Source organism: Christensenella timonensis (assembly GCF_900087015.1).
Taxonomy (GTDB): domain Bacteria; phylum Bacillota; class Clostridia; order Christensenellales; family Christensenellaceae; genus Christensenella; species Christensenella timonensis.
The window spans coordinates 2,277,672-2,303,013 of record NZ_FLKP01000002.1 but is presented as its reverse complement, the minus strand read 5'-3'; the positions used below and the strand labels follow the sequence as shown (position 1 = coordinate 2,303,013).

General features: G+C 46.5%; 23 protein-coding genes. 22 read left to right on the top strand and 1 reads right to left on the bottom strand.

Annotated elements, in window-relative coordinates:
• Nucleotides 1-8: 8 nt before the first annotated feature.
• From BN6471_RS13205 to BN6471_RS12340, 3 genes are all read left to right on the top strand, one after another.
• Nucleotides 9-1,631, top strand: a complete 1,623-nt coding sequence (locus tag BN6471_RS13205; protein WP_066649619.1) for a DNA cytosine methyltransferase — start codon at nt 9-11, stop codon at nt 1,629-1,631.
• Between the two features lie 145 nt (nt 1,632-1,776).
• Complete coding sequence (locus BN6471_RS12985; protein ID WP_156511796.1) at nt 1,777-1,938, top strand: hypothetical protein; 162 nt, start codon at nt 1,777-1,779, stop codon at nt 1,936-1,938.
• Nucleotides 1,928-2,254, top strand: coding sequence for a type II toxin-antitoxin system RelE/ParE family toxin (locus tag BN6471_RS12340; RefSeq protein WP_066649617.1), 327 nt, complete (start codon nt 1,928-1,930; stop codon nt 2,252-2,254). Before BN6471_RS12985 ends, BN6471_RS12340 begins: the two co-directional genes overlap by 11 nt.
• Before the next feature lie 62 nt (nt 2,255-2,316).
• Here the strand turns inward: BN6471_RS12340 and BN6471_RS12335 are convergent, their stop codons facing one another.
• Nucleotides 2,317-2,961, bottom strand: coding sequence for a hypothetical protein (locus BN6471_RS12335; RefSeq protein WP_147554039.1), 645 nt, complete (start codon nt 2,959-2,961; stop codon nt 2,317-2,319).
• 115 nt (nt 2,962-3,076) lie between these two features.
• On the opposite strand from BN6471_RS12335, the gene BN6471_RS12330 reads away from it, so the two are divergent.
• The 19 genes from BN6471_RS12330 to BN6471_RS12235 all read left to right on the top strand — a co-directional run bounded on the left by BN6471_RS12330 (nt 3,077) and on the right by BN6471_RS12235 (nt 25,338).
• Entirely contained in the window at nt 3,077-3,454 is a 378-nt protein-coding gene (locus BN6471_RS12330) for a TnpV protein (RefSeq protein ID WP_066649613.1), read from the top strand.
• A gap of 113 nt (nt 3,455-3,567) precedes the next feature.
• A complete protein-coding gene (locus BN6471_RS12325) occupies nt 3,568-11,523 on the top strand; it encodes a DUF1249 domain-containing protein (RefSeq protein WP_066649611.1) in 7,956 nt (2,651 codons plus the stop codon).
• 14 nt (nt 11,524-11,537) lie between these two features.
• Nucleotides 11,538-11,987, top strand: a complete 450-nt coding sequence (locus BN6471_RS12320; protein WP_066649609.1) for a hypothetical protein — start codon at nt 11,538-11,540, stop codon at nt 11,985-11,987.
• A gap of 55 nt (nt 11,988-12,042) precedes the next feature.
• A complete protein-coding gene (locus BN6471_RS12315; protein ID WP_066649607.1) occupies nt 12,043-12,471 on the top strand; it encodes a DUF3846 domain-containing protein in 429 nt (142 codons plus the stop codon).
• 11 nt (nt 12,472-12,482) lie between these two features.
• Nucleotides 12,483-13,076 carry a hypothetical protein gene (locus BN6471_RS12310; RefSeq protein ID WP_066649605.1) on the top strand — a complete coding sequence of 198 codons (594 nt, stop codon included), beginning with the start codon at nt 12,483-12,485 and terminating at the stop codon, nt 13,074-13,076.
• A 20-nt stretch (nt 13,077-13,096) separates the two neighbouring features.
• On the top strand, nt 13,097-13,747 hold the full coding sequence (locus BN6471_RS12305) for a hypothetical protein (protein ID WP_066649604.1): 651 nt from the start codon (nt 13,097-13,099) through the stop codon (nt 13,745-13,747).
• Between the two features lie 51 nt (nt 13,748-13,798).
• Nucleotides 13,799-15,736: an immunoglobulin domain-containing protein gene (locus BN6471_RS12300; protein ID WP_066649603.1), complete on the top strand. Its 1,938-nt coding sequence runs from the start codon at nt 13,799-13,801 to the stop codon at nt 15,734-15,736.
• A gap of 66 nt (nt 15,737-15,802) precedes the next feature.
• Nucleotides 15,803-16,615, top strand: a complete 813-nt coding sequence (locus tag BN6471_RS12295) for a hypothetical protein (protein WP_066649600.1) — start codon at nt 15,803-15,805, stop codon at nt 16,613-16,615.
• 200 nt (nt 16,616-16,815) lie between these two features.
• Nucleotides 16,816-17,040 (top strand): hypothetical protein, encoded by a 225-nt coding sequence (locus BN6471_RS12290; RefSeq protein ID WP_066649597.1) that lies wholly within the window; start codon nt 16,816-16,818, stop codon nt 17,038-17,040.
• Nucleotides 17,041-17,128: 88 nt separating this feature from the next.
• Nucleotides 17,129-17,980, top strand: coding sequence for a Fic family protein (locus BN6471_RS12285; protein ID WP_066649594.1), 852 nt, complete (start codon nt 17,129-17,131; stop codon nt 17,978-17,980).
• Between the two features lie 78 nt (nt 17,981-18,058).
• Nucleotides 18,059-18,814, top strand: coding sequence for a phage replisome organizer N-terminal domain-containing protein (locus tag BN6471_RS12280; RefSeq protein WP_162270211.1), 756 nt, complete (start codon nt 18,059-18,061; stop codon nt 18,812-18,814).
• Nucleotides 18,815-19,111: 297 nt separating this feature from the next.
• Nucleotides 19,112-19,432 carry a plasmid mobilization protein gene (locus BN6471_RS12275; protein WP_407919469.1) on the top strand — a complete coding sequence of 107 codons (321 nt, stop codon included), beginning with the start codon at nt 19,112-19,114 and terminating at the stop codon, nt 19,430-19,432.
• A gap of 61 nt (nt 19,433-19,493) precedes the next feature.
• The gene (locus tag BN6471_RS12270; RefSeq protein WP_066649586.1) at nt 19,494-19,784 is read left to right on the top strand and encodes a nucleotidyltransferase family protein; all 291 of its coding nucleotides are present in this window, start codon (nt 19,494-19,496) and stop codon (nt 19,782-19,784) included.
• Between the two features lie 199 nt (nt 19,785-19,983).
• Nucleotides 19,984-21,402, top strand: a complete 1,419-nt coding sequence (locus BN6471_RS12265) for a relaxase/mobilization nuclease domain-containing protein (protein WP_162270210.1) — start codon at nt 19,984-19,986, stop codon at nt 21,400-21,402.
• Nucleotides 21,403-21,434: 32 nt separating this feature from the next.
• Complete coding sequence (locus BN6471_RS12260) at nt 21,435-21,797, top strand: hypothetical protein (RefSeq protein ID WP_066649583.1); 363 nt, start codon at nt 21,435-21,437, stop codon at nt 21,795-21,797.
• Between the two features lie 46 nt (nt 21,798-21,843).
• Nucleotides 21,844-22,641: a hypothetical protein gene (locus tag BN6471_RS12255; protein WP_147554037.1), complete on the top strand. Its 798-nt coding sequence runs from the start codon at nt 21,844-21,846 to the stop codon at nt 22,639-22,641.
• A 5-nt stretch (nt 22,642-22,646) separates the two neighbouring features.
• Nucleotides 22,647-23,666 carry a DNA-methyltransferase gene (locus BN6471_RS12250; protein WP_066650151.1) on the top strand — a complete coding sequence of 340 codons (1,020 nt, stop codon included), beginning with the start codon at nt 22,647-22,649 and terminating at the stop codon, nt 23,664-23,666.
• A 305-nt stretch (nt 23,667-23,971) separates the two neighbouring features.
• Nucleotides 23,972-24,697, top strand: a complete 726-nt coding sequence (locus tag BN6471_RS12240) for a phosphoadenosine phosphosulfate reductase family protein (protein WP_242861863.1) — start codon at nt 23,972-23,974, stop codon at nt 24,695-24,697.
• A gap of 41 nt (nt 24,698-24,738) precedes the next feature.
• Nucleotides 24,739-25,338, top strand: a complete 600-nt coding sequence (locus BN6471_RS12235) for a hypothetical protein (protein ID WP_066649569.1) — start codon at nt 24,739-24,741, stop codon at nt 25,336-25,338.
• Nucleotides 25,339-25,342: the final 4 nt, after the last annotated feature.

The following is a 25,342-nucleotide window of genomic DNA, read 5'->3' as shown; positions in this document are numbered from 1 at the left end:
GGTAACACATGAAATTAGGCAGCTTGTTTGACGGTTCGGGGGGATTTCCCCTTGCAGGAGCTATTTGCGGGATTACGCCCGTATGGGCGAGCGAGGTTGAGAAGTTCCCCATTGCTGTCACATCAAAACGTTTACCGAACATGGAACACTTAGGAGATATTCGCGAAATCGACGGCGCCGCTATTAAGCCCGTGGATATTATTACGTTTGGCAGCCCGTGTCAGGATCTCAGTATTGCAGGGAAACGAGCGGGACTTAGAGGGGAGCGGTCCGGCCTATTTGCGGAGGCGATCAGGATCATAAAAGAAATGAGGTATGCAACACATGGGAAATATCCAAGATACATCGTATGGGAAAACGTGCCGGGAGCATTCAGCAGCAACAAAGGAGAAGATTTCCGAATTGTCTTGCAGGAAATCGCCCAAATTGCCGATCCCAAAGTATCAATTCCTCGATCTGCGGCGAAGTGGAATGGAGCGGGAGAGATTGTGGCAGAAACTTATAGTATCGCCTACCGTACCCTTGACGCCCAATTTTGGGGAGTACCCCAGCGTCGCAGAAGAATCTACCTTGTCGGAGATTTTGGAGGACAGCGTGCCGGAAAAATACTTTTTGAGCGAGAAGGCTTGTCGTGGGATCCTGCGCCGGGCAGAGGGGCGTGGAAAAAAGTTACCGGATATATTGATCGCAGCGTTGAACTCTCAGGCCAAACGGGAATGTCTGGAAAAGGAGTCAACAGGCAATCCGAATATGTAGCGGGGTTTCACTGGTACAAAAGTGCTCGTGCAGGCATATCATACAATGAGGAATTGTCCCCGTCATTGGAAGCAACAATGCCAAATTCTATCCTTTGCGCAGGATTTTCAGCAGGACAAAGCGCAAGGGCCGGAAGTCTTGGATTGCATTCAGAACAATCTCCAACGCTGCGGGGAGCATCGAGTGGAACGAATCAGATTCCGGCTGTATGTTTTATGCAGATGGGTTTTGCGAGGTTCGTTGAAGCAGATATGGGCGCTACGCTCATGGCGCGCGGCGGCAGCAATGGAGAGAGAAGCAGAAATCTTATTGTGATGCTCAATATCCATAACTGTAGGGATCGTGGATGTACCGGATATATGGAGTGCCGGAAGAACAAGCCTGTATTGCTGCATCCGGAAGTGACCGGGACGCTCTACGCAAGCGGAGCGGGGATAAACAGGGTTGCAGGACAAGCGAATGAAACGGATATGTGTATCTGTATTTCCGGCAATACCATTGAACGTCAAATCCAAAACGGCGGCAATGGTACGGGCTACAGTGAGAATGTAGGATATACGCTCAATACGGTTGACCGCCATGCTGTTTGCTCATTGACAAGCGGAAAAAAGGCTGTGGGAACGTTGATGGCGAATTGCGCAACAAAACAGTGGCTCGGAAATCAGGAGGCTTTCAGCGGAGATTATTTTATTACCAATAAATATTCTGTCCGCCGCCTGACGCCGTTCGAATGCTGCCGGTTGCAGGGATTCCCCGATTGGTGGTGCGATGGAGTAGAGGGGAGCGACAGCGCACAGTATAAGATGTGGGGAAACGGGATCGCCCTTCCCTGCGCGGTTAATGTGATGCAAGGGATTGTGCTTTGCGAAAGCTAAGATTTGAAAGGTGTAAGGGCGGATTACCGCCCTTACATAGTTTGAGCAATATGACAGAAAAAGTTAAGTTTACTTTTTATGGGTTTTGGTATAATATGGGTAAGAAGAAATGTATGAACTCTCATGTTTACGGGAGGTGAACGTTATGGCAATGAGCAAAGAAGAATTGGAATACAAGAAAGAACGGGAAAAGAACGAGAAAGATTTAGAAAAATTACTGCTTGCCCGTATTGCCGAAGCGGATCGTGGCGAACTGGTCAGCTTGGATAAAGTGTCGGAAGAAATGAAAGAACGCTATGGGTTATAAGGTTCGTTTGACTGAATCAGCAAGAAAAGACCTTCGTGGCATTGGCGATTATATTTATTTTGATTTAAAGGAACCGGAAACCTCAAGGGAAATTGTCCAAGGAATCCTTGATAGTGCAGAGGCTTTACGAGAAACACCCGCGCGGCATGAATTTATTGACAATAAGGTTTTGGCAAAGCTGGGTGTAAGAAAGCAATACTATAAGAATTATGTTGTTTTCTATCGAATTATGGAGACGGCACTGGAAGTACAGATTTTTGCCATTTTACATATGCGGGTGGATGCAAAAGCGGTTTTAATAAAACGCTTAAAGTAAATAAAATATATAAGCGAAAGCAGGCAAACGGAAGTTGCCTGTTTTTTTATATATCGAAAATTTCATATGGACGGAGGTAAGTGATGGAAACAACGAACATCATGGCATTGTACGGAGAAGCGATAGACACGATCACAAAAGACGGTGCGCGCTGGGCGCATTTTCTCGACACGGCAGCGCGGATATACAAACATAATTTTCTCAATCAGATAATCATTTACGAGCAAAACCCGGATGTGACTGCCTGCGGTACGAAAGAACAGTGGGAACGGTTTGGGCGTATCCTGAAAAAAGGCGCAAAGCAAATCGGAACCCTGCGGGCAGACGGTAAAGAATTTAATATTGATTACGTTTATGATGTTGTCGACACGGAGGACAACGGCAAGCGGATTCCATCCGATTGGAATATTTCCGAAGAAAACGAAAAAAAAATTTTCGATATGCTCAAAATTGGACATGACGCAGAGTATACTGATACTATGACATTGAAAGGTGGGATGCAGGCGGCAGTTGAATCGCTGTCTGCCGAACGGTTCCAAGAAGTTTTTGAACAGTTTCTGGCGATCTGCGAAGATAGCTGGATTGGGAAAGAACCCGAAGAAGTGGTGAATCTCAGGCTGCGGAGCTGTATCAAGGATACCGCCGAATATATGGTGCTCAAACGCTGCGGATTTGATGTGGGGCATATCGAATTTAACCATATTCACGAATTTGATACGCTCCAGACAATCAGTGTTTTAGGAATTGCTGCCTGTGGGATCGCACGGGATGTATTGGTCGAAATCGAGAAGGAAGCAAGAAAAAGTGAAAGGAGTGTTAAGCATGATAGAACTGGATTACATGGAAGAAGCGGACGGGACATTGAGGCCCCTGCTCGAAGTGAAGGAGACCATTCTGCCGCTCACGAAGTACGGATTGATGCGAAAGAAATTTCTGGAGGAACAGATGAGCGCGGTCTACCTGTCCCTACAGGTGACGGACAGCCTATACAGGCATTGCAGGGAAGTGGAGGCCAGGGCGCAGGATATGAAGGAGCGGCTCAAGAAAGACCTGCGCGAGGTAAGCAAACCGCCGGAGACGGAGGACTTCATGGAGATGGTGGCGTATCAGAATGGGATCGACCACCAGGCGGAGGAAATGGTGCTGAAGGAGATCGTATACAGCAAGGAGATACCGACGATCACCATGACGAAGGAATAGAGCAGAACGGCGCAAAACCGGAGGAAGAAAAATCCTCCGGTTTTTCTATTTCCGGTTCTTTTGAGTACAAGGCAGGCGATGAGGTCTATCTTGAAGATGACAGGGCTTTCAAAGTGCTTGAGGTTGCAGGAGAAAAAGTAACGGTTGGAGACGTAGAAATCCCGTTGCTTGTCCGCATCATGGAACGCCCGGATTTTGAAACTCTTATCGGAAGCAACGAAAAAAACAGAAAGAAGCCGGAAACAAAAATTACGCAAGAGGATATTGATGATGTTTTACGCGGCGGCCCAAAAGCCGGCATTCAGCAATATGATATTTACAGCCATTTTATCCATGAAAAAAATACAAAAAACAATGCAAGGTTCCTAAAGGAAAAGTATGGATGGTCAGGCCAATCATGGGATTTCAGCGACGGATCAAGCGGATTTATTGAGTACAATCCCAAAGGGATTGAAATCCGCAAATATGAGCCGGAAGCTGAAACACTTCTAAAATGGCCTTCCGCCGCAAAACGGATTGTCCAACTCATATCCGAAGGGAACTATTTACCGGAAACGGAAATAGCATTGATTCCCGATTATGAAGAATGGGCGAGGGCGAGTAACTTATACCTCACCTTTGAACATACAATACCGATGACAGAAGAAAAAAGTATTGAGTTTGCGAAAGCACTGAACCGTTATAATCTGTCAACCGGCAGCCTGGTATATATCAATGGAACAGAATTTGAAATATCAGAATTTGGAGCAGAGTGCCATTTGACCGCAGAGGATGAAGATATATTTATTGACCAGGCTGAACTTAAAAGCCGTTTGGCCGAAGATGAGCGTAATGATTACCTGCTTGATCTTAATGATACCCCTGATTTTGAGGCGATGGGAATCAACCCAGAGACGGCAATCTCTTTTCAGAAGTGGCTGGAGATAAAAGGAATAAAGCACACCTACGCAGGTTTATCTCCTGAAAAACTGGATAATATTTTCGATGAATATTCGCCGCTCTTTGTCAGCAAGATTCTGTTTGACGAGAAGTATATGGCAATCCGCGAGGGGGTCAGGGACGCGGAAGCCGCAAGAGAAGAATGTGGGGCGGCGGTAAAACGAATCGCTGCGACTTTGGGCAGTGAAAAAGAATTGCAGCAGGCGTTCAATGAGATGGAAGGCTTTCGGGAACGTCTCGAACAATATGTATTTCAGCAAACATATTCATCTTTTGAGGAACGGCAGCACCAGACAGATATGCGGACAGAACAGACAGAAAAACCGAAAAGCAGGCTGCCAATGGACGCGCCCCATATAAATTACCGTAAGATGCAAAAGCTATTTCCCGCTATTATGGACGGGACTAGCCGGTATATGCAATATGGAGCGGGTGAAGCCTTTGATCCGCTTCATGTTGAGAATTACGGCGATGGCATGATTACGCTGTCACATACCTATGAGCAAAACGGAGATGTGATGTATGATCCGCGCATGGAACTGCGCGTTGACCATAAAGCAAAAACGATAGAAGCGGCGTCGTTCGAGAATAGCGGATTGGGATTGCGGCAAAACGTCTATCCGGAAGAAGGAAAATATATCCCGCGATTGCGTAAGGAACTTAACAGCTTTTTGAAGCAATGGCTTAAAAACATCAGTGACCAGGGATATGAGCCGGTCCGCGCGACAATCGTGCGAGACGGCGAGGATGTTGAGATCACCGAGTTTGAAAATGGGATACCGGTTATCCCTGCCGCGCCGGAGCAAGAGAATAAAATAATAGAACCGGAACCGGAAACCAAGATCGTTAAATTCCCTTTGGTTCTGGCAGAAGGGAAACTGACCGCACCGCCGTATGTCCGTATTGTTTGGAGCGAACACCCTATTTTTGAGGATGGCGAAAAGCTATCCGTAGCCGAAGCAGAGTATCTGTTCCGCGAACTGGATAACCTTGTTATCAAGGCGAGACAAGACGCGGCAGAACGCGGAGAGAGAGTAAACTGGCCGTATTTCAAAACAAGGTTTAGTGTGGTTCTTGAAATAGACGGGCAGGAAGAACCGCTTGAAACGCGGTATAGCTTTGGAGATGGGCAAGGAAGCCTGACAGAAATTTTTCGCTCCGATGCGCAGCAGATGTTGAATGATTCGCATTTGAGGAACAATCTTACATCTGAAGAAATAGAAGCGCAGGAATCCATTCTCAGTCAAATTGTTCCATATTTGGAGCAATTTACAGAACTGGCGGCGCAGGATCAAATGAAACTCAATACACGTCTTGCGGAATATCGGACGGAAGAAGCCGCCCGGAATTTTCTTGGGCTGGACGAGCCAAAGCCGGATGCAGAATACGGGCAGATCAGCGAGGAAGAATTTAAGCAGGCCATAAAGCAACAGCAACAGGAAACGGCAGAAATCAGGCCGGAAAAGAAGTACGAGTTAGGATTTGGCTATCTTGGCAATGGGCTTACTGTCTGGAACCGCCTTGAAGAAGAACACGGGGATTATAAGACAGTCGCGCACATTAGCGATGACGGCAGCGTAAACTTTTATGAAGAACTCCCACAGCCGTTGCAAAATAGGATCAACGATAAAGCAAAGGAGCATAGGGACGCAAAAGAGTTTGAACTATATACGCTTTCCCAAGAGGATATATTGGCATATTATCCATTGCGAGATCAATACCCTGATGCGCTGCTTGGGTTTCAGGTTGGCGCATACTACGCATTTTATGGTGATGATGCTGAAAAGGTTTCGCAAATTCTCAAGACGAAATGTATCGTCCACGGGATTGTTGGAGAAAACTATGGAGAAAATGCTGCGGGCTTTCCTGTGGATCAATGGGTTTTGCAAAGCAAAAAACTGTGGGCGGCGGGAAATGACGTTGTGCTGTATGGATATTATGGCGGTGAAAAGGAACGCAGCCTGACGAAACACCTGAAAGCGGATGAATATATCCCGATAGGTATGAAGCTCAATATCGAGGGCAAAGAATACATTGTAGAATCCGTGGATTTTGCCCAAAACGATGTGGGTTTGGAGGATATATCACACGAATTTAGAAATATATATTCTTCTATTCGGCACGAGAGAATAGAAGTTGTCCGGCAGTATGTAGAAGAACAGCAATGGGATGAGCAAAATCTTACAAATCCAGAACCGCAGCCTGAACAGCCCCAGCCAGATAATCAGCAGGAGCCTATATGGACGCCTATAGAGGGCGGAGAGGTTACGCAGGTGATGATTGACCTGGCATCTTCCGACGAAAAGGAACAAAAGCCGGAAAAGATCAACTACAGGATCACGGATGAACATTATGGCGAAGCCACGGCAAAAATGCGGTTTGAAAAAAACATGGACGCAATCTTTATACTGCGGGAGGTTGAAAACGAAAACCGCCTGGCTACGCCGGAGGAACAGGAAATCCTTGCAGGGTATACCGGATGGGGCGCGATCCCGCAGGCGTTTGACGAAAATAACGAGAGGTGGAGTAAGGAATACGAACGGCTAAGGGACGAGCTATCCCCGGAAGAATACCACAGCGCACGGGCGTCTGTGCTGAACGCCCATTACACGACGCCCGTTGTCATCCGCGCCGTATATAAGGCACTGGAAAATATGGGGCTGGAAGGGGGAAACATATGCGATCCGGCCTGCGGCATCGGAAACTTTTTCGGCGCGGCGCCGGAAAGCATGAATCAAGCGAAGTTTTACGGGATTGAACTGGACAGCATCACGGCGCGGATCGCAAAGCAGCTATACCAAAAGGCAGATATCCGGCAAAGCGGGTTTGAAAAAACAGACTTCGAGGATAATTTTTTCGATGTTTTTGTCGGGAACGTGCCATTTGGAGAATACAAGGTCGCGGATCAACGGTATGCAAAGTACAATTTCCTGATCCACGACTATTTTTTTGCCTGCGCACTGGACAAGGTGCGACCTGGCGGCGTGGTGGCGCTCCTTACATCAAAAGGGACACTGGACAAAGCCAATCCTTCCGTGCGCAAATACCTTGCGGAGCGCGCGGAGCTTCTAGGCGCGATCCGGCTTCCGAACAACGCTTTTAAAGCGAATGCTGGAACAGAGGTCACGATAGATATTCTGTTTTTGCAGAAACGGGAGCGGCGTATCTCCATTGAGCCGGATTGGGTGCATCTCTCAGAAACGGAGGACGGCGTACCTGTCAATTCATATTTTGCCGACCATCCTCAAATGGTGCTTGGCAAAATGGAATTTTGGGCGAATATGTACGGCAAAGAAACAGATACCGCCTGCCTGCCGATACCGGACGCCGATCTTGCAGGGCAGCTTGAACAGGCGATCCAGAACATCGAGGGAGAAATCGTTCCTGCCGAGCCGGTCAAACAGGAAAAAGATACGGCGCAAGACACGATACCCGCCGATCCTGCGGTAAAGAATTTCTGTTATACGGTGTTTGAGGGCAAGATATATTACCGCGAGGATTCGGAAATGCACCGCATGTATTTTTCCGCAAACACAGATGCGCGTGTCAGGAGATTATGCAAAATACGCGAGGTTGTTCGGGAATTGATCGACGCACAGATGAACGGTCATTGCGACGAAAAAATCAAGGAAGGGCAGCAACAACTCAATTACCTTTACGACAGCTTTGTGAAAAAACACGGAAGAATCAACAGCAGGGGAAACAGCCTGGCGTTCCGTGGAGATACGGATTACCCCCTGCTATGTTCTCTTGAGATACTGGACGAGGAAGATCATTTTAAGGAAAAGGCGGCGTTCTTTTCCAAACGTACCATTCGTCCTCCAAAGGAGATCACATCAGTTCAGACAGCGCAGGACGCCCTTGTTGCTAGCATGGCGGAGCGCGGGCGCGTCGATTTTCCATACATGGAAAAGTTGTACGGCAAAGACAGGAAGCAGATCATATCCGAATTGAGCGGCCAGATTTTTAAAGATCCGGCTTCGGAAGATTGGGTATTGAAGGACGAATACCTGTCCGGCAATGTGCGGAAAAAATTGACCGATGCGCAGGAAGCAGTAGCCCATAACCCCGAATTTACGGAGAATATTGAAGCATTATTACAAGTGCAGCCGGAGGATATCCCGGCAGAAGAAATAGACGTGAAGATTGGTAGTATTTGGGTGCCGCCAGAGGACTATAAGCAATTCATTTTGGAAACGCTACAGCTTAAAGGTGTTGATAGAGTGCGGCTGTCGGTAGACTATTCACAACTGACCGGCGGTTGGCGTATACAGAAAAGGCCGCTTGAAACAGTGCTTTCTTCGGAGGTGTTTGGCACAAACCGCAAGAATGCCTATGAAATCATGGAAGCCGCTTTGAATTTGCGGCTGATCGAGGTGCGCGACAGGGTTGAGGAAGAAGAAGGAAAAGTACACTATGTCCTGAACGCCGAAGATACGATAGCGGCACAATCAAAACAATCCGAGCTTCAGGAAAAATTCCGCGAGTGGATTTTTGAGGACACGGAACGGCGGGAACGCCTTGTGCGGAAATACAACGACACCATGAATAATATCGTGCCGCGTCAATACGACGGGAAATATATCCGGTACCACGGGATGAACCCTGAAATCAGTTTGCGCGATTACCAAAGGAATGTGGACGCGCGAATCCTGTATGGCGGCAACACCTTGATCGGTCACGTGGTTGGTTCGGGAAAAACTTACGAGATCATAGCGGCAGTCCAGGAAAAGAAGTATCTTGGGCTGTGCCATAAGGCGATGATATGCGTTCCCAACCACCTGCTGATGCAATGGGCGAGCGACTACCTGCGTCTGTATCCTGCCGCAAACATCATCGTTGTAACCGCGAAAGATTTTGAAAAAGAGCGGCGCCGCAAATTTTGTGCGCGGATCGCAACCGGTGAATACGATGCTGTCATCATCGGGCACTCGCAGCTTGCCAAGATTCCCATGTCAAAGGAATGGGAACAAGAACACATCAACGACCAGATTGACGAGATCATGGAAGGGATCGCGGAAGCAAAGGCCCGGAATGATGAGCATTGGAGTATAAAACGAATGGAGGGGGTGCGCAAAAACCTTGAAGAACGCCTTGAACGGCTCAACGCCATTCCACGGGACAATGTTCTGGATTTTGAAGAACTTGGCGTGGATATGCTCGTTGTCGATGAATCTCAGGAATTCAAAAACCTCATGTTCAACACCAAAATGCGCAACGTAGCCGGAGTGTCGCAAGCGAACTCGAAACGCGCAAGCGACCTGTATATGAAATGCCGTTACCTTGACAAAATCACCGGGAACCGTGGCGTCGTCTTTGCAACAGGAACACCGATCAGCAATACGATAGCGGAGATGTATACGCTCCAAAGATATCTCCAATATGAGGAACTGGAAGAAAGGGGGCTAACCTATTTCGACGCATGGGTTAGTGTGTTCGCGGAGGTCAGGACAACAATGGAACTGGCGCCGTCAGGACGGGGGTTCCGGCTGAAAACCCGGCTTTCAACCTACTACAACATTGAGGAACTCAGCAATATGTTTGCCCTCGTTGCGGATATTAAGACAGCGGAGGATATCCAGATTCCCGTTCCAAAAATACGCGGCGGGGAGCCGGAAAATGTCGTGATTTCGCCGTCTGTCCTTGGTGAAAAGCTGATTGGTTCCTGCGTAGAGCGTACAGAGAGAATACGCAAAAAGCTAGTGCGGCCGGATGAGGATAATATGCTTCTTGTCACAAACGACGGACGGAAGATCGCGCTGGACGTGAGGTGCTATGATCCTTCCCTGCCGGACGAGGACGGAAATAAGGTTAGCGTCTGTGCCGAAAAGGTCTTTGAAATATGGGAAGAATCAACAAGGGACCGCGCGGCGCAGCTTGTTTTCTGCGATCAATCCACCCCGAAAAGTATTGTGATGAAAAAGAATGAACAGGGTGAGTTCGAGAAAGGAGAAATCCCGTTCAGTATCTATGCGGATTTAAAGGAAAAATTGGTTGCGAAAGGGATTCCTGCCCGTGAAATCGCGTTTATCCATGAAGCGAATTCAGACGCAAAAAAAGCAAAGTTGTTTGCCAAAGTGCGAAAGGGTACTGTTCGCGTATTGATCGGCTCAACCTTTATGATGGGAGCCGGGACCAACGTACAGGACAGGCTGGTTGCCCTGCACCACCTTGACGCACCCTGGCGTCCGTCAGACCTTACGCAGCGTGAAGGGCGCATCCTGCGTTGGGGTAATATGTTCCCCGAGGTACGCATTTTGCGGTACTTAACGGAACGCTCATTCGACGCATACATCTATCAGCTTCTCGAAAACAAGCAGAGGTTCACAAACCAGATCATCAGCAACAAGCCCCCGGCGCGAAGGATGGATGACGTTGATGTTGTCAGTGAGATGCTCAAGCAGATCAAGGCGATTGCGACCGGCGATCCGCGTGTAATTCGGAAATCCGAACTGGATACGGAAATCATGCGCGTGCAGGTTTTAAAACGGCAATACAAGGCGAAACGGTTTCGGCTCCAGAGCCGAATATCCGGTCTTGAAAACGATATTGCGAGAAACCGGGAATGGATTCGGCAATATGAACAAGATATAAAAACAATCAAGCCACACCTTACGTCTGGATTCAAAATGACCATTCAAGGAAAGGAATATATCGAAAAAAAGGAAGCAGGAAAAGCACTACATAAAGTCATGCCAAATGTTGCATTTGAGGAAGGGGCGATAACGGTAGGCGCATTCCTTGGGTTGGATATGAAAATGGGGTACAAGCCATACGAGAAAGCATATTTTGTGAGTTTGAACGGCGCTGGTAGCTATGGATGCGAAATTAAGAAAGATGAGGTGAAGGATATTGAGCGGATTTCGGCTTTGGTTGGGAACCTTCCTGCCGGTATAAAAGCCTGTGAGGATGCAATCAAGGAATATAACAGGCAGATCGAGGATGCAAAGGCTGAAATTGAGCGCCCATTTGAAAAGGAGCAGGAGCTTCAGAATATGATGAAGGAGGTCGGGCAGTTAAATATTGAACTCAATCTGGATCAAAAAGATGAGCCGATTGTGGTTGCGGAAGAACCGGACGTTGAAAGCCAGAGCGAGGAACAGGACTATGAACCGGAATACGTGAGATGATAAGGAGAAATTGTATGTTTGGAAAAAAGTTGCAAGAACAGGAAATACAAACTGGATCACAGCAGGATATACCTGCAATCAGGAGATGTAAGCGGGAGATGGAAGGGGCATATCTGGAGCACGCGTGGAAAAAGGGGTATTTGGAGCTTATACTTGACCTCATTACGCAAAAACATGAAATTGGATATATGCGGGATATGCTCGCGCTCACTGCGAGGCTCCAGATCGAGAACGGGATTATTTATCCGGACGAGATCAAGGAATGGGCGTCGGAAGTGTGGGTACAGCTTCCAAAACCGGAATGCGGCACATGGGCGCTTGACCTGAATCCCTTACTTGCCTATGATGCGATTCATTGGATCAGGAACCACGATTCGGAAATAATGTTCTATGAAGCAAAAGGGGCTTTAAAACGAATCAGTGACTTTTATTCGGAACTGGTTGAATTGTTGCAAGAGGAATAAATGAATCGGTAAGGGGCGCGAAGTATGGCGCCCCTTTTTTTGAAGGGAGAGAACAATGGGAAAAATAAATGTATTGAAGATCGAACCGATGAAAACCCCTCATATGATTGAAATCGAAGATAGCCTTGAATCCTTGCAGCATGAAGTTGGGGGATATATAGAAGCGACATATCCCTTTGATGACTATGTTGGGATTATCTGCAATGAAGAAGGAAAAATCAATGGTTTGCCCCTGAATCGAGCGATCTACAACGAAGTTGGAGAAATGGCAGATATTATTGCGGGGGATTTTCTTGTGGTAGGGCTTGGAGATGAAGATTTCATTTCACTGAACAGCGAATATGCAGCTAAATACAGCAAGCTTTTTCAATGCCCTGAACAATTTATAAAAATCGGCGGCAAAATTAGCGTAATAAGAAATGATGCAGTAGCAATTCCCATACCCCGTGAGATGCCGATGGAAGAAAATGAACCTGAATTGTAGGAGATAAATCTATGAATAACAAAAAACGAAAGAAAATACTATTTGCAATTCTTATAGCGGCGGTTATCATACTGATCCTGCTTTTGCATTGCTGTGGACTGCAGGAGCCGGTGAAAGAAATATTAGGCGTCCAAAAGTCGAACGGCGATCTTATCCTGAAGGATTCAAAGACGGTAGAGGAAATGGAACAGATGATGATGAAGATGAGCATTCCGGTGAATATCAACGCTTCACCGCACTGTGCGGCGAGCGGTCAGCCCGTGAACTTGTGCATTGAAAATCCATCCGGCAGCGACAAAAATCTTTTGGTCGAGGTATATTTGCTTGACGAGGATGTGAATATGGACAGCTTCGATGAGGCGCAAGACGTGAAATCGGATAACCTCGTCTATTCTACAGAAACCCTATTGCCGCCTGCTTCGCACATAGAATGTTTAGACGAGGATGGCGAGGTTCTTGATGGGTACGGGTACCTTACAAAAGATATTGGATCAGGCGCACATAAAGCAGTCGCTGTTTTCAAGGGTTATTCATCCGGTGGCGAGCTGCAGTATGTTGGAAAAGGATACGCATTCATCACGCTCACAGTTGGCGATGCCGACTGATAATACGAAGGAGAAAATACATGAAAAGAAAATATAGGATTTTGACAACATTCATATTGGTTGTGGCCTTTTGTATCGCATTTACGGGAACGGCCTTTGCTGCGGATGAAGGAGTGATCGTGCAAGGCGCGGCAGGAGAACAAAAAACGGCTTCAACAGGTGCGACGATTGTAGGGACGGTACAACCCTTGATGATTTCTGCGGTTGTTCCGACAATCGTTGTATTTGAGATTGATCCGAATAAACCTGCGTTCTACGAAACAAATACATCACAGGATGAAAATAAGGCCTTTACAACAGCAGAATTCAGCTTTACAAACGAATGTAATGCCCCGCTTACTTTTTCGGTTTCGTCAATGGCGGCATCCGGTGATGCGCCGGAAATAGTGGAAGCTGACGCTTTTTCTGATGATGAGTGGCAAGACCTTAACCGGACAAAGACTAATGGTAATATTGCCTTTGGTTTTACCTTACCTTCTTATGACGAGTGGCAGGCAGTAGATAACGAGGACGCATGGTTTTCGCCAGCAACCGCTTTACCGCTGGGGGATGCAGTTGGGCATTCGACAGTAAAGGCAAGCCTTAAAGCAAAATATGGGATGTCATGGGGATATCCATCAACATCGACAATTATCTACGAAGTGGCGTATGGAGTTTCCATAGCGGAGTAACAGGATCCAGGGGCGTATTAACGCCCCTTTCGGATGAGAGAGGAAAAAGTGATGAAGATAGCAAGAAAAATCATTGCCGTTATTCTGCTTTTTTGTGCATTGCTTCTGATGTCCGGTATGGCGGCTGAGCCGGAATCAAGTGAAGCACCAATAAGTAAAGAAACGGCGGAAACAACGGTAATGCCGGAACCTGAGCCTACGAATGAACCGATAACGATACTCGAACCTACGCAGGAGACGTTAGAAACGCCGGAACCGACAGAAACGCCAGAATCAACTCAAATTCAAATGCCGGAACCAAAGGATGAGGCAGAATCACCGGAGGTTTTGGAAATAGGAATTATGCCGCTATCTGCTTCCGTCAATGGTCTCCACTATTATCCGCACAATAACCATACGATCAGTGAAACGGGCGGGGTGCAGCGTGGGGCAACATTATGGACGGCAGTTTCAGACGGGGCAACGGTGCAGTGGGCTGTATGGCCTGCTGGCGGATCGCCGAATTGGGTAGAAGCAAATTATGAAGGATATAACGAATATGGGCATATCTACAGCTATAATCTTTATGCTTTTAACTATGGGAACGTATATGGCGATTGGTACGCGGATTGCTATGTAGACGGGAGTTTTGTAGGAGGATTTAAGATATATATCGCATATGGCCCATATTTGGGAAATGAAAAACTGACGCCTACAGCAAAAGCGGGCACGATAGGGCAGGCATTGACGCTTGAGTGGCAGGGACGCACGGCAAGTATTGTTGATTGCGATCCGACATCAACATCCGTCAGGTGGCAAAAGAATATTAACGGAACGTGGATTGACAGAGCATGGGGCGGCTTACCGTGGAACCCGACAGCTACTTTCACGCCGGACGCGAGTGATTTGGGAATCTATCAATGGCGGTGTATTGTAAGCAATAACAACGGATATAATGTATCCAATCCTACGACGGTAACGGTTCGAGCAATTCCACCCACCATAACCAAAAATCCCCAAAATATGAATACCATAAGCGGAAATGCAGTCACATTGTCTGCCACGGCGTCATCCAATCCTGCCTGCACCTACCAGTGGCAGCGATTTAATGGTTCGACGTGGGTAAACATTGCCGGAGCGACGGCGGCAACCTACCGGATCACGGCAGGCAAAGCAGATCATCAGGCGCGGTTCCGTTTGGTAGCGTCAAACGCCAGTTATTACGGAGGCGCGTCAGTTACATCGCAGGAAGCAACATTAAGCGTCAGCGGGATCGGAACGCAGCCGCAGAATCAAACTGCCGACTATGGTGAAAACGCAGTATTTAGCGTTTCGGCATATGGTAGTATATCAGCCTACCAATGGCAAAAATCCAAAAATGGGACAACATGGGAAAATATTTCAGGGGCAACAGGAAATACCTATACCGCAATGGCGGTAAAGGATGCGGACAGCGGAACCAGATACCGCTGCGTCGTATCTACGGCTGCGGGACAGGTCACTTCTGCTGCCGCTACCCTGACGGTGAACCCTCGGATCATATCAGCCCTTGTTCCCGCGCAGGTATCCTTTACATTGAATCCGAACCAGCCTGTCAACTTTACATCCGACACAAGCGGAAATAAGGCTTTTTCAGCCGCGCCGCTTGTATTCAGGAATACGGGGAAATATCCGCTTATGTTTTCCGTTGATTCTATTACTGAAAAAGGCAATGCTCCAGAGGTAGTGGATGAAAGAGAATTTACGGATGATGAATGGAGGAATATGAATTGGCTGGAGACAAAGAAATATATTGCGTTTGGGTTTGAAACGCCGGACACTTCCGCATGGAACAGCCTTGCAAACAGTAGCGGCTGGTATTGCCCATCGCAGCCATACATCATTGGAAGCCTTGATGCAGGAAAGGAGGCATCACAGCTTTTAAAAGCAAAATATGGTACGGCATGGGGCATAGAGGATGAAAAGGAAATTGAATACGGAATCGTCTACGGGGTATCCCTTGTGGACTGAATAGATGGGTTGAAGGAGCGGCGCTCAGTAGATGCGCCGCTTTTCTAATTTACTGGAGGGATGGAAATGATTGACCTTAATAACTTTAACAGGGAGCAGCGAAAAGTCGTTGAAGATGTGATTACGGGCGGCGTACCGCCACAATATGTCCATATCATTGCAAGACCGAAATTATCTGCGGATGAAATGAACAGAATCGTAAGGCTTGTGAACTATGGGGAAGCAAAGGACCTGCCTGTCGGACAGTATGTAAAAATGGGATACAGCGTTGAGAAAATGGAGCTGATGGGAAGGTGGATCGAGGAAACATATAATTTGAATTTGGCGGAGACCTGCGCTGATGAAGCGATAAAATCCGGTAAGCACGATTACCATTCCTGCTGCACCTATCGGTATTTTGTCGAAGGGGTAGACAGCGACCTCATCCATTACACGGTTGGACAATACCTGAAAGGAAAACTCACAAGGGAGCAAATGATCCGGGCCTGCGAGATATGCAGGATTTTTGAAAAACTGGATTTTGAGCAAAGGGCGGCAATGCTTACGGCAGACTCGGAAGCCGTAAGCCCGTGGGTTTTTGAAAAGATTGCCAATCCAAAACTCAAACCGCAGCAGATGAAAGATCTGTTAAATATTGCGGCAGGAATGGATAAAGATACGCATGAACCATTTGTAGCGGTCACATTCCAAATGGAGAAAATGATAAGCCAAAACGAAGCACCGCAAAAAATATCGATCAGGGATAAACTGGATGGTTACAGCAGCGATAAACCACAGAAACAGATCAGGTATATCAAGGACAAAGCGGAAAAAGCGAAAATCCCTAAAACGGTAACATATGCCCCCAAACATAAGAACAATGATGTTGTGGAACGTTAGGGGTGGCAGAAATGTATTTTACGATAAAAGGCGGACGCGAAATCGAGCGGATCGCTGGAGAGATACCGCGCCATTACAGGATAGCCGTATTAACAGAAAAAGAACGTGGATGCCGGATGTGTCGGTTTTATTCTCGGTATAGAAAACAGTGCAAAAGAAAGCACTGTTATTTTTTTGAGGACTGATTGGAGGATATTACGATGGGATATAAAATTTCAAAAGCGAAAAATGGCAGCTACAGGCTTTGGCGCGTGCTGAACGAAGGTGAATATGAACGGTATTATAAAAATGACCGTGCGTATTCCCGCCGAATCTGGAAACGCGAGGACGGGAGCTTTTGGCTATTGTTGCTTTCCCGCCGCACGAAGGAAGAATGCCAAAAGCTTGTATCTGCTTGGCAACGGAACCATCAACCAATACAATAAAGATATTCCGAATATTCAAAGTTAATAATGCGGAGTAGAAACGTAAACGTCAGTTGTGGTATAATCCATGCAAAGGGAGCAATAAGAAATGGCGATTATAGGTGATATACAAAAGAAAATAGCGGAGACCAAAAAGAAACTGGATTCGGTGCGGGAGATCAAAAAGGATTTCCTTGTTTGGGATGCCTTCTATAAAGGGTTTCAATACCGTTTTTGTTGGTCCTCGAACAGCATTGAAGGGAATACGCTTTCCCTTGACGAAACCATAGCGGTTGTGGATTTTGACGAGGTATCGGCAGGACATAAATTCAGCGAATACCAGGACGCCAAAAACCTGTTCAGGGCGATCAAAGAAATGTCACCGAAGGGCGTCAGGATCTCCGAGGAATGGATCAAAAAGATCGACGGTATCATTTGTGGTACATATGGGGAATACAGGCAGGAAAATGTATTTGTCGGCAATCCTGCCCGCGCAGTATATTACCCGCCTAAATATGAAAACGTGCCGGAATTGATGCAGGCGCATATGAAGAAGATCGAAGATTGCCATAGCGGGGATTTTGCGGAAGTGATCGAACGGGTGGCAGAGTACCACATTGAGTTTGAGCGAATTCATCCGTTTATGGACGGAAACGGAAGGACAGGGCGTATCGTCCTGAATCAAATGCTGATGAACAATGAGATCCTTCCGGCAGCGATCAGCCATACGTCAAAATACAGGCAGGCATTTCGAGAGTTTGATACGAAAGGCGATAAAAGCCTGATGATTTACCTGATTTGCGACGCATTGCAGGAATCAGCCGCGAAAGTCAAGGAACTCAGCTTGAAAAAGAAGCGCGACCATGCGGCGGTGAAATCTTCCGTCAAAGGGAAATTGCAGAAAAATAGCGGAGAATCGGGTGGCGGCAGCCATCGGGATCATGAGGATTTAGAGTTGTGATACGGATAAACTAAAGTGGATAGCAACAGGAAGCGTTCAGAGATGGGCGCTTTTTTGTTGCGGAAAAATGAGGTGGAAATGGGGAATCCAAAAACGGAAGCCAAACGCTTTTTCTGGCTAAAGCTGAAAGAAGATTTTTTTGATGAAAAGAGCGTCCGGTATTTACGGAAACTCCCGCAGGGGGACAGCATTGTCATAGTCTACCTGAAAATGCTGCTGAAAAGCCTGCGGGATGAGGGGATGATAAAGTATGAAAAAATCCTGCCGACGGCAACGGAAGAACTCGCCTTATACCTTGACGAACCGGAAGCGGTAGTTGCGCTTTCGATTACGGCGTTCCTCAAAATGGGGCTTGTAGAGCAATGGGACAACGATACCTTTTACATGGCTGCATTGCAGCACATGATCGGATCGGAAAGCGCGTCGGCGGCACGAATGAGAAAACACCGTGAGATACAGGCACAAAAAAGGCTTTTGTCACAAAGTGACGCGCTTGTGACGCAAGGTGACGCAGATGTAACGGTGAGTGACACAGAGATAGAGTTAGAGATAGATCAAGAGAAAGAGAATATTGAAGAAGATGAAGAAGCGCGCGCACGGGAGATTTCCGAATACTATTTACCAAAGCACGTATATGAGCACTTCGCGGATCTCTTTTATAAACCGAATCTTGCGCAGCGCATCCGGCTGAATGGGTTCATTGAAAGCTACGGCTACGATGAGGTGTTTGAAGCAATCGAGGAAACGGCGCGAAGGGACGTACAAAAGCCGCTTGCTTACATGGAGCAGCTTCTAAAGGATTATCGGCTGAAATATGGAGCTGACAAAAAGTGAGCATTTGCACGGCAAACGGACTATTGGCAGGTGTGATGCTTCCATTCATGGGATTGTCCAAGCCGCCCGCGGCAAACGACGGCTCCAGTATGCAATAAGCAGCGGTGGGAGCTGATGCTGTAGCAGGCCGGATGCGGGAAAGTTACCTTTTTCAAGATGGAATTCCCGCGAAGCCCTACCCTCGCATCCCTCGCAAGCATCGCAAAATGCAGGCATTTTGCAGCTTGTTAGGGGCTGCGCCCCTAAAACCCCAAGCGGCTGCGCCGCTTAATTACGTTAAATCAAGGTGGTGAGAAAGTGCTAAAGCGCAGGATAAAAGCAGAAACACGATTAACTACAAATGAATACCTACAGCTTAAAAGAGCCGCGCGAAGGACGGGATTATCTATGGCGGCATATATCCGCAAATGTTGTTTGACGGATGAACGTGTTGTGGTGATCGACAGGAAGGTGATCGGCAGTATCTATGCGGAACTCAATAAAATTGGCTCGAATGTGAACCAGATCGCCCACATTGCAAACTCGGATAAGAAAATACCTGCCCACAGCATCAGGCGCATCGAACAATATTTTGACGAGATCAAGCGGTTGTATGATGAAAAGCTAAGACAGCTATGACAGCAAACAGGTTGATAAGCGCAAGTGTTTCAGGGTATAATAAACACAGGAAGGTGATAAAATGACGAATATCGATATTAAAACTATTATCCCATTCTTTCACCAATATGGAATTAAAAAAGCGGCAGTATTTGGTTCGGTTGCCCGTAATGAAGAAACAAAAAACAGCGACCTTGATTTAGTCGTTTCTTTTGGGAAGCAATATGATTTACTGGATATGGTCGGATTGAAACAGGATATCGAGGACGCCTTGCATATTCCGGTAGATATCATTACCTACGAAAGCCTTAGAAATGATTCTTTTGCAAAGGCGGTATTGGAGGAAGGAAAAATCATATATGAACAGATGTAAGGATATATTGCTTCATATATCAGGCTCTGGATATAGGCGCAATATGGAATGTGGCAAAAAACAGGGTTCCGGAAATCATGGAATTCATCGATGAGTATATAAAAACCGAAGTATAAGAATAGACGTTCGGCATATTGTTTTTAAGGGCGCAATGACAGGCGCTCTTTTTTGTATGCTTTTGAAGGGAGTGACAAGATGGGTGGCATATACAAAAATAATCAATATCAGGAATTTGGGGCATCTGACAGACACGATCAACTATGCAGCGAATGTGACAAAGACGCTTGAGACTTTAACGGAGTATGCAGGCAATGAGGAAAAAACGGTAGATGGAGCGCGTTATGTCAGTGCAATAAATTGCTGCCCCGAAACAGCGGCCAAAGCTATGACGGCAACCAAAAAGAAATTTGGGAAAGAGGACGGGCGCGTTGCCTATCATATCATCCAATCTTTTTTACCCGGCGAGGTCACACCGGAGCTTGCGCATGAGATCGGCAAGCAATATGCGCAGCGTTGGCTTGGCGAATTTGAAGTAGTAATTGGAACACATCTCGATCACAAACATTTGCACAATCACATCATCGTAAATTCTGTATCCTGCGTGACGGGAAAGAAATTCCATATCAGCCGTGGGGATTTCTATCGCAAGCTGCGGGGAATCAGCGACGAGCTTTGCCGCGAGAATGGTTTGTCGGTGATCGAGTATACAGACGGAAAAAATATGACATACGAGGAATACCTGCGGCGGCATTCCGGGGGCCGTACTCTACGCGGGATCGTCATTGACGATATCGAGACTTGCATTGGCAAGTCTTTTTCTTTGGAGGAATTATATATTCGGCTCGAGGATTTGGGATATGAGGTCGATGCGTCGGTCATGCACCCGAAGATCAAGGCACCGGACGCACGAAAGGCTATGCGCCTTGAAACCCTCGGATATTCGACGGATGAACTGAACGCACGAATATACCACCGGGAACGAAAAAGAGCGCCGCAGGCTGCCCGGAAATATTATGTCAGAAAACGGTTCCCGCGAAGGAAACTTACGGGCATTGAAGCACTATATCTGTATTACCTGTATTTACTTGGGAAAATACGTCAGAATCCACGCGAGGCCCGTATTCCTGTCAGCGAATACAGGAAGTTTTATTACTATAAGCGTCAATTTCTTTTTGTTGCGCAAAATAACTTCACAAAAATATCTGAGGTGGTAAGCACGCTGGAACAAGTCAACGCACAGCTAAAGCAGCTACAGGCCGAAAAATACCGCTTGCGGGGCGCACAGAAAAAATTTAAACTCCTTTTTGACGCACACAGTATCTACGAGCGGTACAGTGCGATCCCTGACAAATTGGATGAAGAACGGCGGGTTATGCTGCAAAATGCAAAGGAGGTGATTATGAAAAATGGGTATGAAAACAACCTGAACGCAATCAGGGAAACGCGGATCATAATACTAGGCGCAGTTACCCGAAACAGGGAAGAAATCTCACGGCTCAAACGGGCAAAGCGGAGCCTTGAGGAAGTGGTCAGGTGCGCAAAGGAAATGAAAAGGAATCTTCTGACTGCGGAGCAGCAGAAGCAACAGGATAAAACGGCAGACGGACCGGTACGGTAAATCGGAACGATCAATGCTTTAGGGAGGTTTATATGGACATAGATAATGAAAAAGAGGAATATGATAATCACAAATCAAAAGGTGGTCAGGGTGATATTAACCAGGAAATTGAGAGTTTCGCGCAGCGCATATTTGATTTTTACAATGAAGTTGATCCCTATGAAGTTGCGGCGGAAAAGGAATATGGTGAAACAGAGGATGATCTGATTGCCAAGACAGAGAAAGAGATTAGAAATCCTGTACTACGCAAAAACCTGATCGAAAGTATGGAAGTGCTTCTGTCAGATTTAGACGATATGTATCAGGCAACAGGTTTTTTACTATTACAGGATTTGAAAACGCTGGATTTTAGCATGGATGAGGGCATTCAAACACCTGATGAACCTGAACTTTAGGCTTTAGTAGAAGGGAGAATGACATATGGACATAAACGGATATGCAATGAAGGGCGTAAAAACTTTTAACACACCGGATGGTGGAGGGTATAACGCCAGTATATATTACGAGGGAAAGCGGATATGCGAGGTACATGAGGCCGGAATGGGCGCACCGCCTTATGTGGAGTGGTTCATTTCAAAGAATTTCGATCAATGCTGCGCTACCCGTGATTTTCATGATCCGATATTGAATGAATGGTTCATCGGCGATCTATATGATTTTTATGAGGATGAAAGGCAATTCAAGAAGGACATTAAAAAGTACCCGGACGCATGTTATGTCAAGGTCGAGGTTAAATCTTCTTTGCCGAAAGGATATACATTTTTTAAAGGAAAGAATTATTCGGATGAAGCGCTCAAAAAGGAGATATACAAAGCGATACCAAAGGAACAAGTGGAAAGCATACGCATATACCGGACACTGAATGACTTTAAAATTCAGTACCCGGATATTAATATGTTGTCCGAGAGTGTGACAAAGTTTTATGAGAATTGCCTTTCGGAAGCGGGGATAGCGGATTGTATCAAAAAAGTGGAATTATCCACAATTCACGAAAGTCTGCTGGATCCTGAATTGCGAAAAGGATTGCTTGAAAATATCAGGGAAAATATAGAACTCTTGTCCAAAACAAAAAATTTTCGACTGGTTATTAAGGGAGAAGAAGCGGTACGGCTATTTGTGCAGTTTGAACGAAATCTTGAACGGGGATCGTGCGAACATGAATTAAAAGTGCAGGCAACGGACGGAATTATGGCGCGGCAAGATCAGCAAACCCGGTCAGACGATGAAATAGAATTGTGATTGAAATGCTTGAACTGAACAGAGTATTACAGGGAGACGCATATACGGTACTGAAATCTCTGCCCTCGAATTGCATCAATTCCTGTGTTACTTCCCCGCCATATTACAACCTGCGCGATTACGGGATAAAGGGCCAGATAGGAAAGGAGCGAACGCCGAAAGAATATATCCAAAATCTTGTTAAGGTATTCAGTGAGGTGAAAAGAACACTTCGTGACGATGGTACGCTATGGATTGTCATAGGAGATAGCTATGCGGGAAGTCATCAGGGAAGGAACAAGGATGGAACGCGCAACGAGACTGTCCACAACTACAAGCAAGGTACCAATATGGGTACTGTGATCGGGAATATCGCCCCCACAACCGGCGTCGAAAGCTGTAAACCGAAGGATTTAATTGGTATTCCGTGGATGCTGGCTTTTGCTTTGCGTGACGCTGGCTTTTACTTGCGGCAAGAAATCATATGGTATAAGGTAAATCCGATGCCGGAGAGCGTCAGGGACAGGTGCACTAAAGCCCATGAAACGGTATTCCTGCTATCAAAATCACGAAGATATTACTTTGATGCGGAAGCGATTGCCGAACCTATAGCAAACAGTTCGTATATGCGGTTACGCCAAGACATTGACCGACAAACAGGGAGTATGAGAGTCCCCGGAAAAACCAACGGCAACATGAAGGCATCTGCTCCAAAATATTGTATCCAATCTGAAAGCGGCGAACCAAACATGCTGCGCAATAAGCGTTCCGTGTGGACTATTGCGACTCAACCGTTTGGCGGTGAGCATTTTGCTACCTTCCCGCCTGAACTAGCCAGGCAATGTATATTAGCGTCCTGCCCGGTTGGTGGAACGGTTCTCGATCCATTCTTAGGATCTGGAACAACCGCGTTTGTGGCATTCAATCATGGACGCAATTATTTGGGGATTGAACTGAACCCCCAAAGCGTGAAATTGGCGAATAAGAGGATCAGGGAAGAAACAGAACAAGTATCGTTGTGGAACCAAGGCATTCTTCACAAATAATAGAGATGAGGTGATACAGAAAACTGAAAAGGATTCCACCCAAGGATAACAATAAACATATCCTGCCTGTAAAGCAGGATAAAGAACAATTAGCGGCAGACGAACCGGATCGGTGAACCGGAACAGTCTGCCGCCTTTTTTTTTGGCTTTTTGGAGGTATATATGCTGATCGAAAATACGTTATTTGGGAAAAAAACAAGGTTAAAGAAGCGATCAAAAGGTATCAGGCGTTCGAGCCGGAGGAAGGATACTGGCTCGCGTTTTCGGGCGGGAAGGATTCCTGCGTCATCAAACGTCTTGCGGAGATGGCGAGGGTAAAGCATGAGGTTCATTACAATGTTACATCTGTCGATCCTCCGGAGTTGGTACGATTCATCAAAGCGATACCGGAGGTCAGAATGGATATCCCGCACTATAAGGACGGAAGCGGCCCCATTACCATGTGGAACCTGATACCGAGAAAGATGATACCGCCTACCCGTTTAGTCCGGTATTGCTGCGAGAAATTGAAAGAATCAGGCGGGCAAGGACGGCTTACAGTTACCGGCGTCAGGTGGGATGAAAGCCTGAACCGAAAAAAGGGGCATGGCGTTATCACAGAAATGACGGGCAGCAAGAAGAACCGTGGGCTGGTGCTGAATGATGATAACGACGAAGCACGGCGCATGGTTGAGATGTGCTACCGAACCTCAAAGACGATTTTGAACCCCATCGTCGATTGGACGGACGCCGACGTATGGGAGTTCATTCGTGCAGAGAATATTCCGTATTGTGGACTATACGACGAAGGATATAAGCGGCTCGGCTGTATCGGCTGCCCTATGTCAACCAGGCAGGAACAGGAACTGGAGCAATATCCAAAATACAAAGAACTTTACCTGAAAGCCTTTGAACGTATGCTCAAGGCGAGAAAGCAAAACGGAAAGGATGACTTGACAAAGGAGAATTGGTCGTCACCGGAAGGGGTTTATCTTTGGTGGCTTGGAAAAATTCCGAGAACTCCCCACGGTCAATTATACTTTGACATTTAAAAACGCAATTAAGCCAAGAAAAAATTGCAAAGGAGAATATTATGAAGTTTGAAATAAAAATTGAGGATAAAAATAAATACACCACGCATGAAACTGTAGCTGTTGGTGACAGGCATATCCTGCTTGCAGAATTGCCGGGGAAAGCAGAACCGTTTATGGTATTGGAACGCAGGCACATTTCGGATTTACCGGAATATGGAAATATGGAAAGCTATGCGACATATCTTGAAGCATATCAAAAATTTGCGGATAGAATCAAAGAGAGAATCGCGGATATACTTGCGTTCCGTAAAGAAAATGGTATTGAAGAAGGTTCTCTAAGCGCAGATATATGTATTCCTGAAAGTCAGGATTTGGATTATAAAGGGGAGTATGTACTTTTGAAAGCGGACAGCCTTTTGCCGGAATACCGCGCGGCCCAATATCAGATCATCAAAGCAACAAGCGGCTTTGGATGTTCCCCAAATGCCAGGGGGACGGCAGTATATGGAGAGAACCTACTTGACGGTCAGACAGAACGATTTGAACGGTATGACTTTGAGGGAATCATCGATCCTGAAAAGATGCCGGAGTGGGCGAAAGAAAAGATACAAGAGTTGGAAAATCGCGAAAAAGAGCGGGACATTGAGCCGGAACGCTAAAAGG

Excerpts from the sequence above, each read along its gene's own strand:
- BN6471_RS12260 (WP_066649583.1), top strand. The coding sequence starts at position 21,435 with ATGGACATAGATAATGAAAAAGAGGAATATGATAATCACAAATCAAAA.
- BN6471_RS12255 (WP_147554037.1), top strand. The coding sequence starts at position 21,844 with ATGAAGGGCGTAAAAACTTTTAACACACCGGATGGTGGAGGGTATAAC.
- BN6471_RS12315 (WP_066649607.1), top strand. The coding sequence starts at position 12,043 with ATGGGAAAAATAAATGTATTGAAGATCGAACCGATGAAAACCCCTCAT.
- BN6471_RS12340 (WP_066649617.1), top strand. The coding sequence starts at position 1,928 with ATGGGTTATAAGGTTCGTTTGACTGAATCAGCAAGAAAAGACCTTCGT.
- BN6471_RS12280 (WP_162270211.1), top strand. The coding sequence starts at position 18,059 with ATGGGGAATCCAAAAACGGAAGCCAAACGCTTTTTCTGGCTAAAGCTG.
- BN6471_RS12290 (WP_066649597.1), top strand. The coding sequence starts at position 16,816 with ATGGGATATAAAATTTCAAAAGCGAAAAATGGCAGCTACAGGCTTTGG.
- BN6471_RS12985 (WP_156511796.1), top strand. The coding sequence starts at position 1,777 with ATGGCAATGAGCAAAGAAGAATTGGAATACAAGAAAGAACGGGAAAAG.
- BN6471_RS12240 (WP_242861863.1), top strand. The coding sequence starts at position 23,972 with ATGGCGAGGGTAAAGCATGAGGTTCATTACAATGTTACATCTGTCGAT.
- BN6471_RS12330 (WP_066649613.1), top strand. The coding sequence starts at position 3,077 with ATGATAGAACTGGATTACATGGAAGAAGCGGACGGGACATTGAGGCCC.
- BN6471_RS12310 (WP_066649605.1), top strand. The coding sequence starts at position 12,483 with ATGAATAACAAAAAACGAAAGAAAATACTATTTGCAATTCTTATAGCG.
- BN6471_RS12285 (WP_066649594.1), top strand. The coding sequence starts at position 17,129 with ATGGCGATTATAGGTGATATACAAAAGAAAATAGCGGAGACCAAAAAG.
- BN6471_RS12235 (WP_066649569.1), top strand. The coding sequence starts at position 24,739 with ATGAAGTTTGAAATAAAAATTGAGGATAAAAATAAATACACCACGCAT.
- BN6471_RS12250 (WP_066650151.1), top strand. The coding sequence starts at position 22,647 with ATGCTTGAACTGAACAGAGTATTACAGGGAGACGCATATACGGTACTG.
- BN6471_RS12270 (WP_066649586.1), top strand. The coding sequence starts at position 19,494 with ATGACGAATATCGATATTAAAACTATTATCCCATTCTTTCACCAATAT.
- BN6471_RS12300 (WP_066649603.1), top strand. The coding sequence starts at position 13,799 with ATGAAGATAGCAAGAAAAATCATTGCCGTTATTCTGCTTTTTTGTGCA.
- BN6471_RS12305 (WP_066649604.1), top strand. The coding sequence starts at position 13,097 with ATGAAAAGAAAATATAGGATTTTGACAACATTCATATTGGTTGTGGCC.
- BN6471_RS12320 (WP_066649609.1), top strand. The coding sequence starts at position 11,538 with ATGTTTGGAAAAAAGTTGCAAGAACAGGAAATACAAACTGGATCACAG.
- BN6471_RS13205 (WP_066649619.1), top strand. The coding sequence starts at position 9 with ATGAAATTAGGCAGCTTGTTTGACGGTTCGGGGGGATTTCCCCTTGCA.
- BN6471_RS12295 (WP_066649600.1), top strand. The coding sequence starts at position 15,803 with ATGATTGACCTTAATAACTTTAACAGGGAGCAGCGAAAAGTCGTTGAA.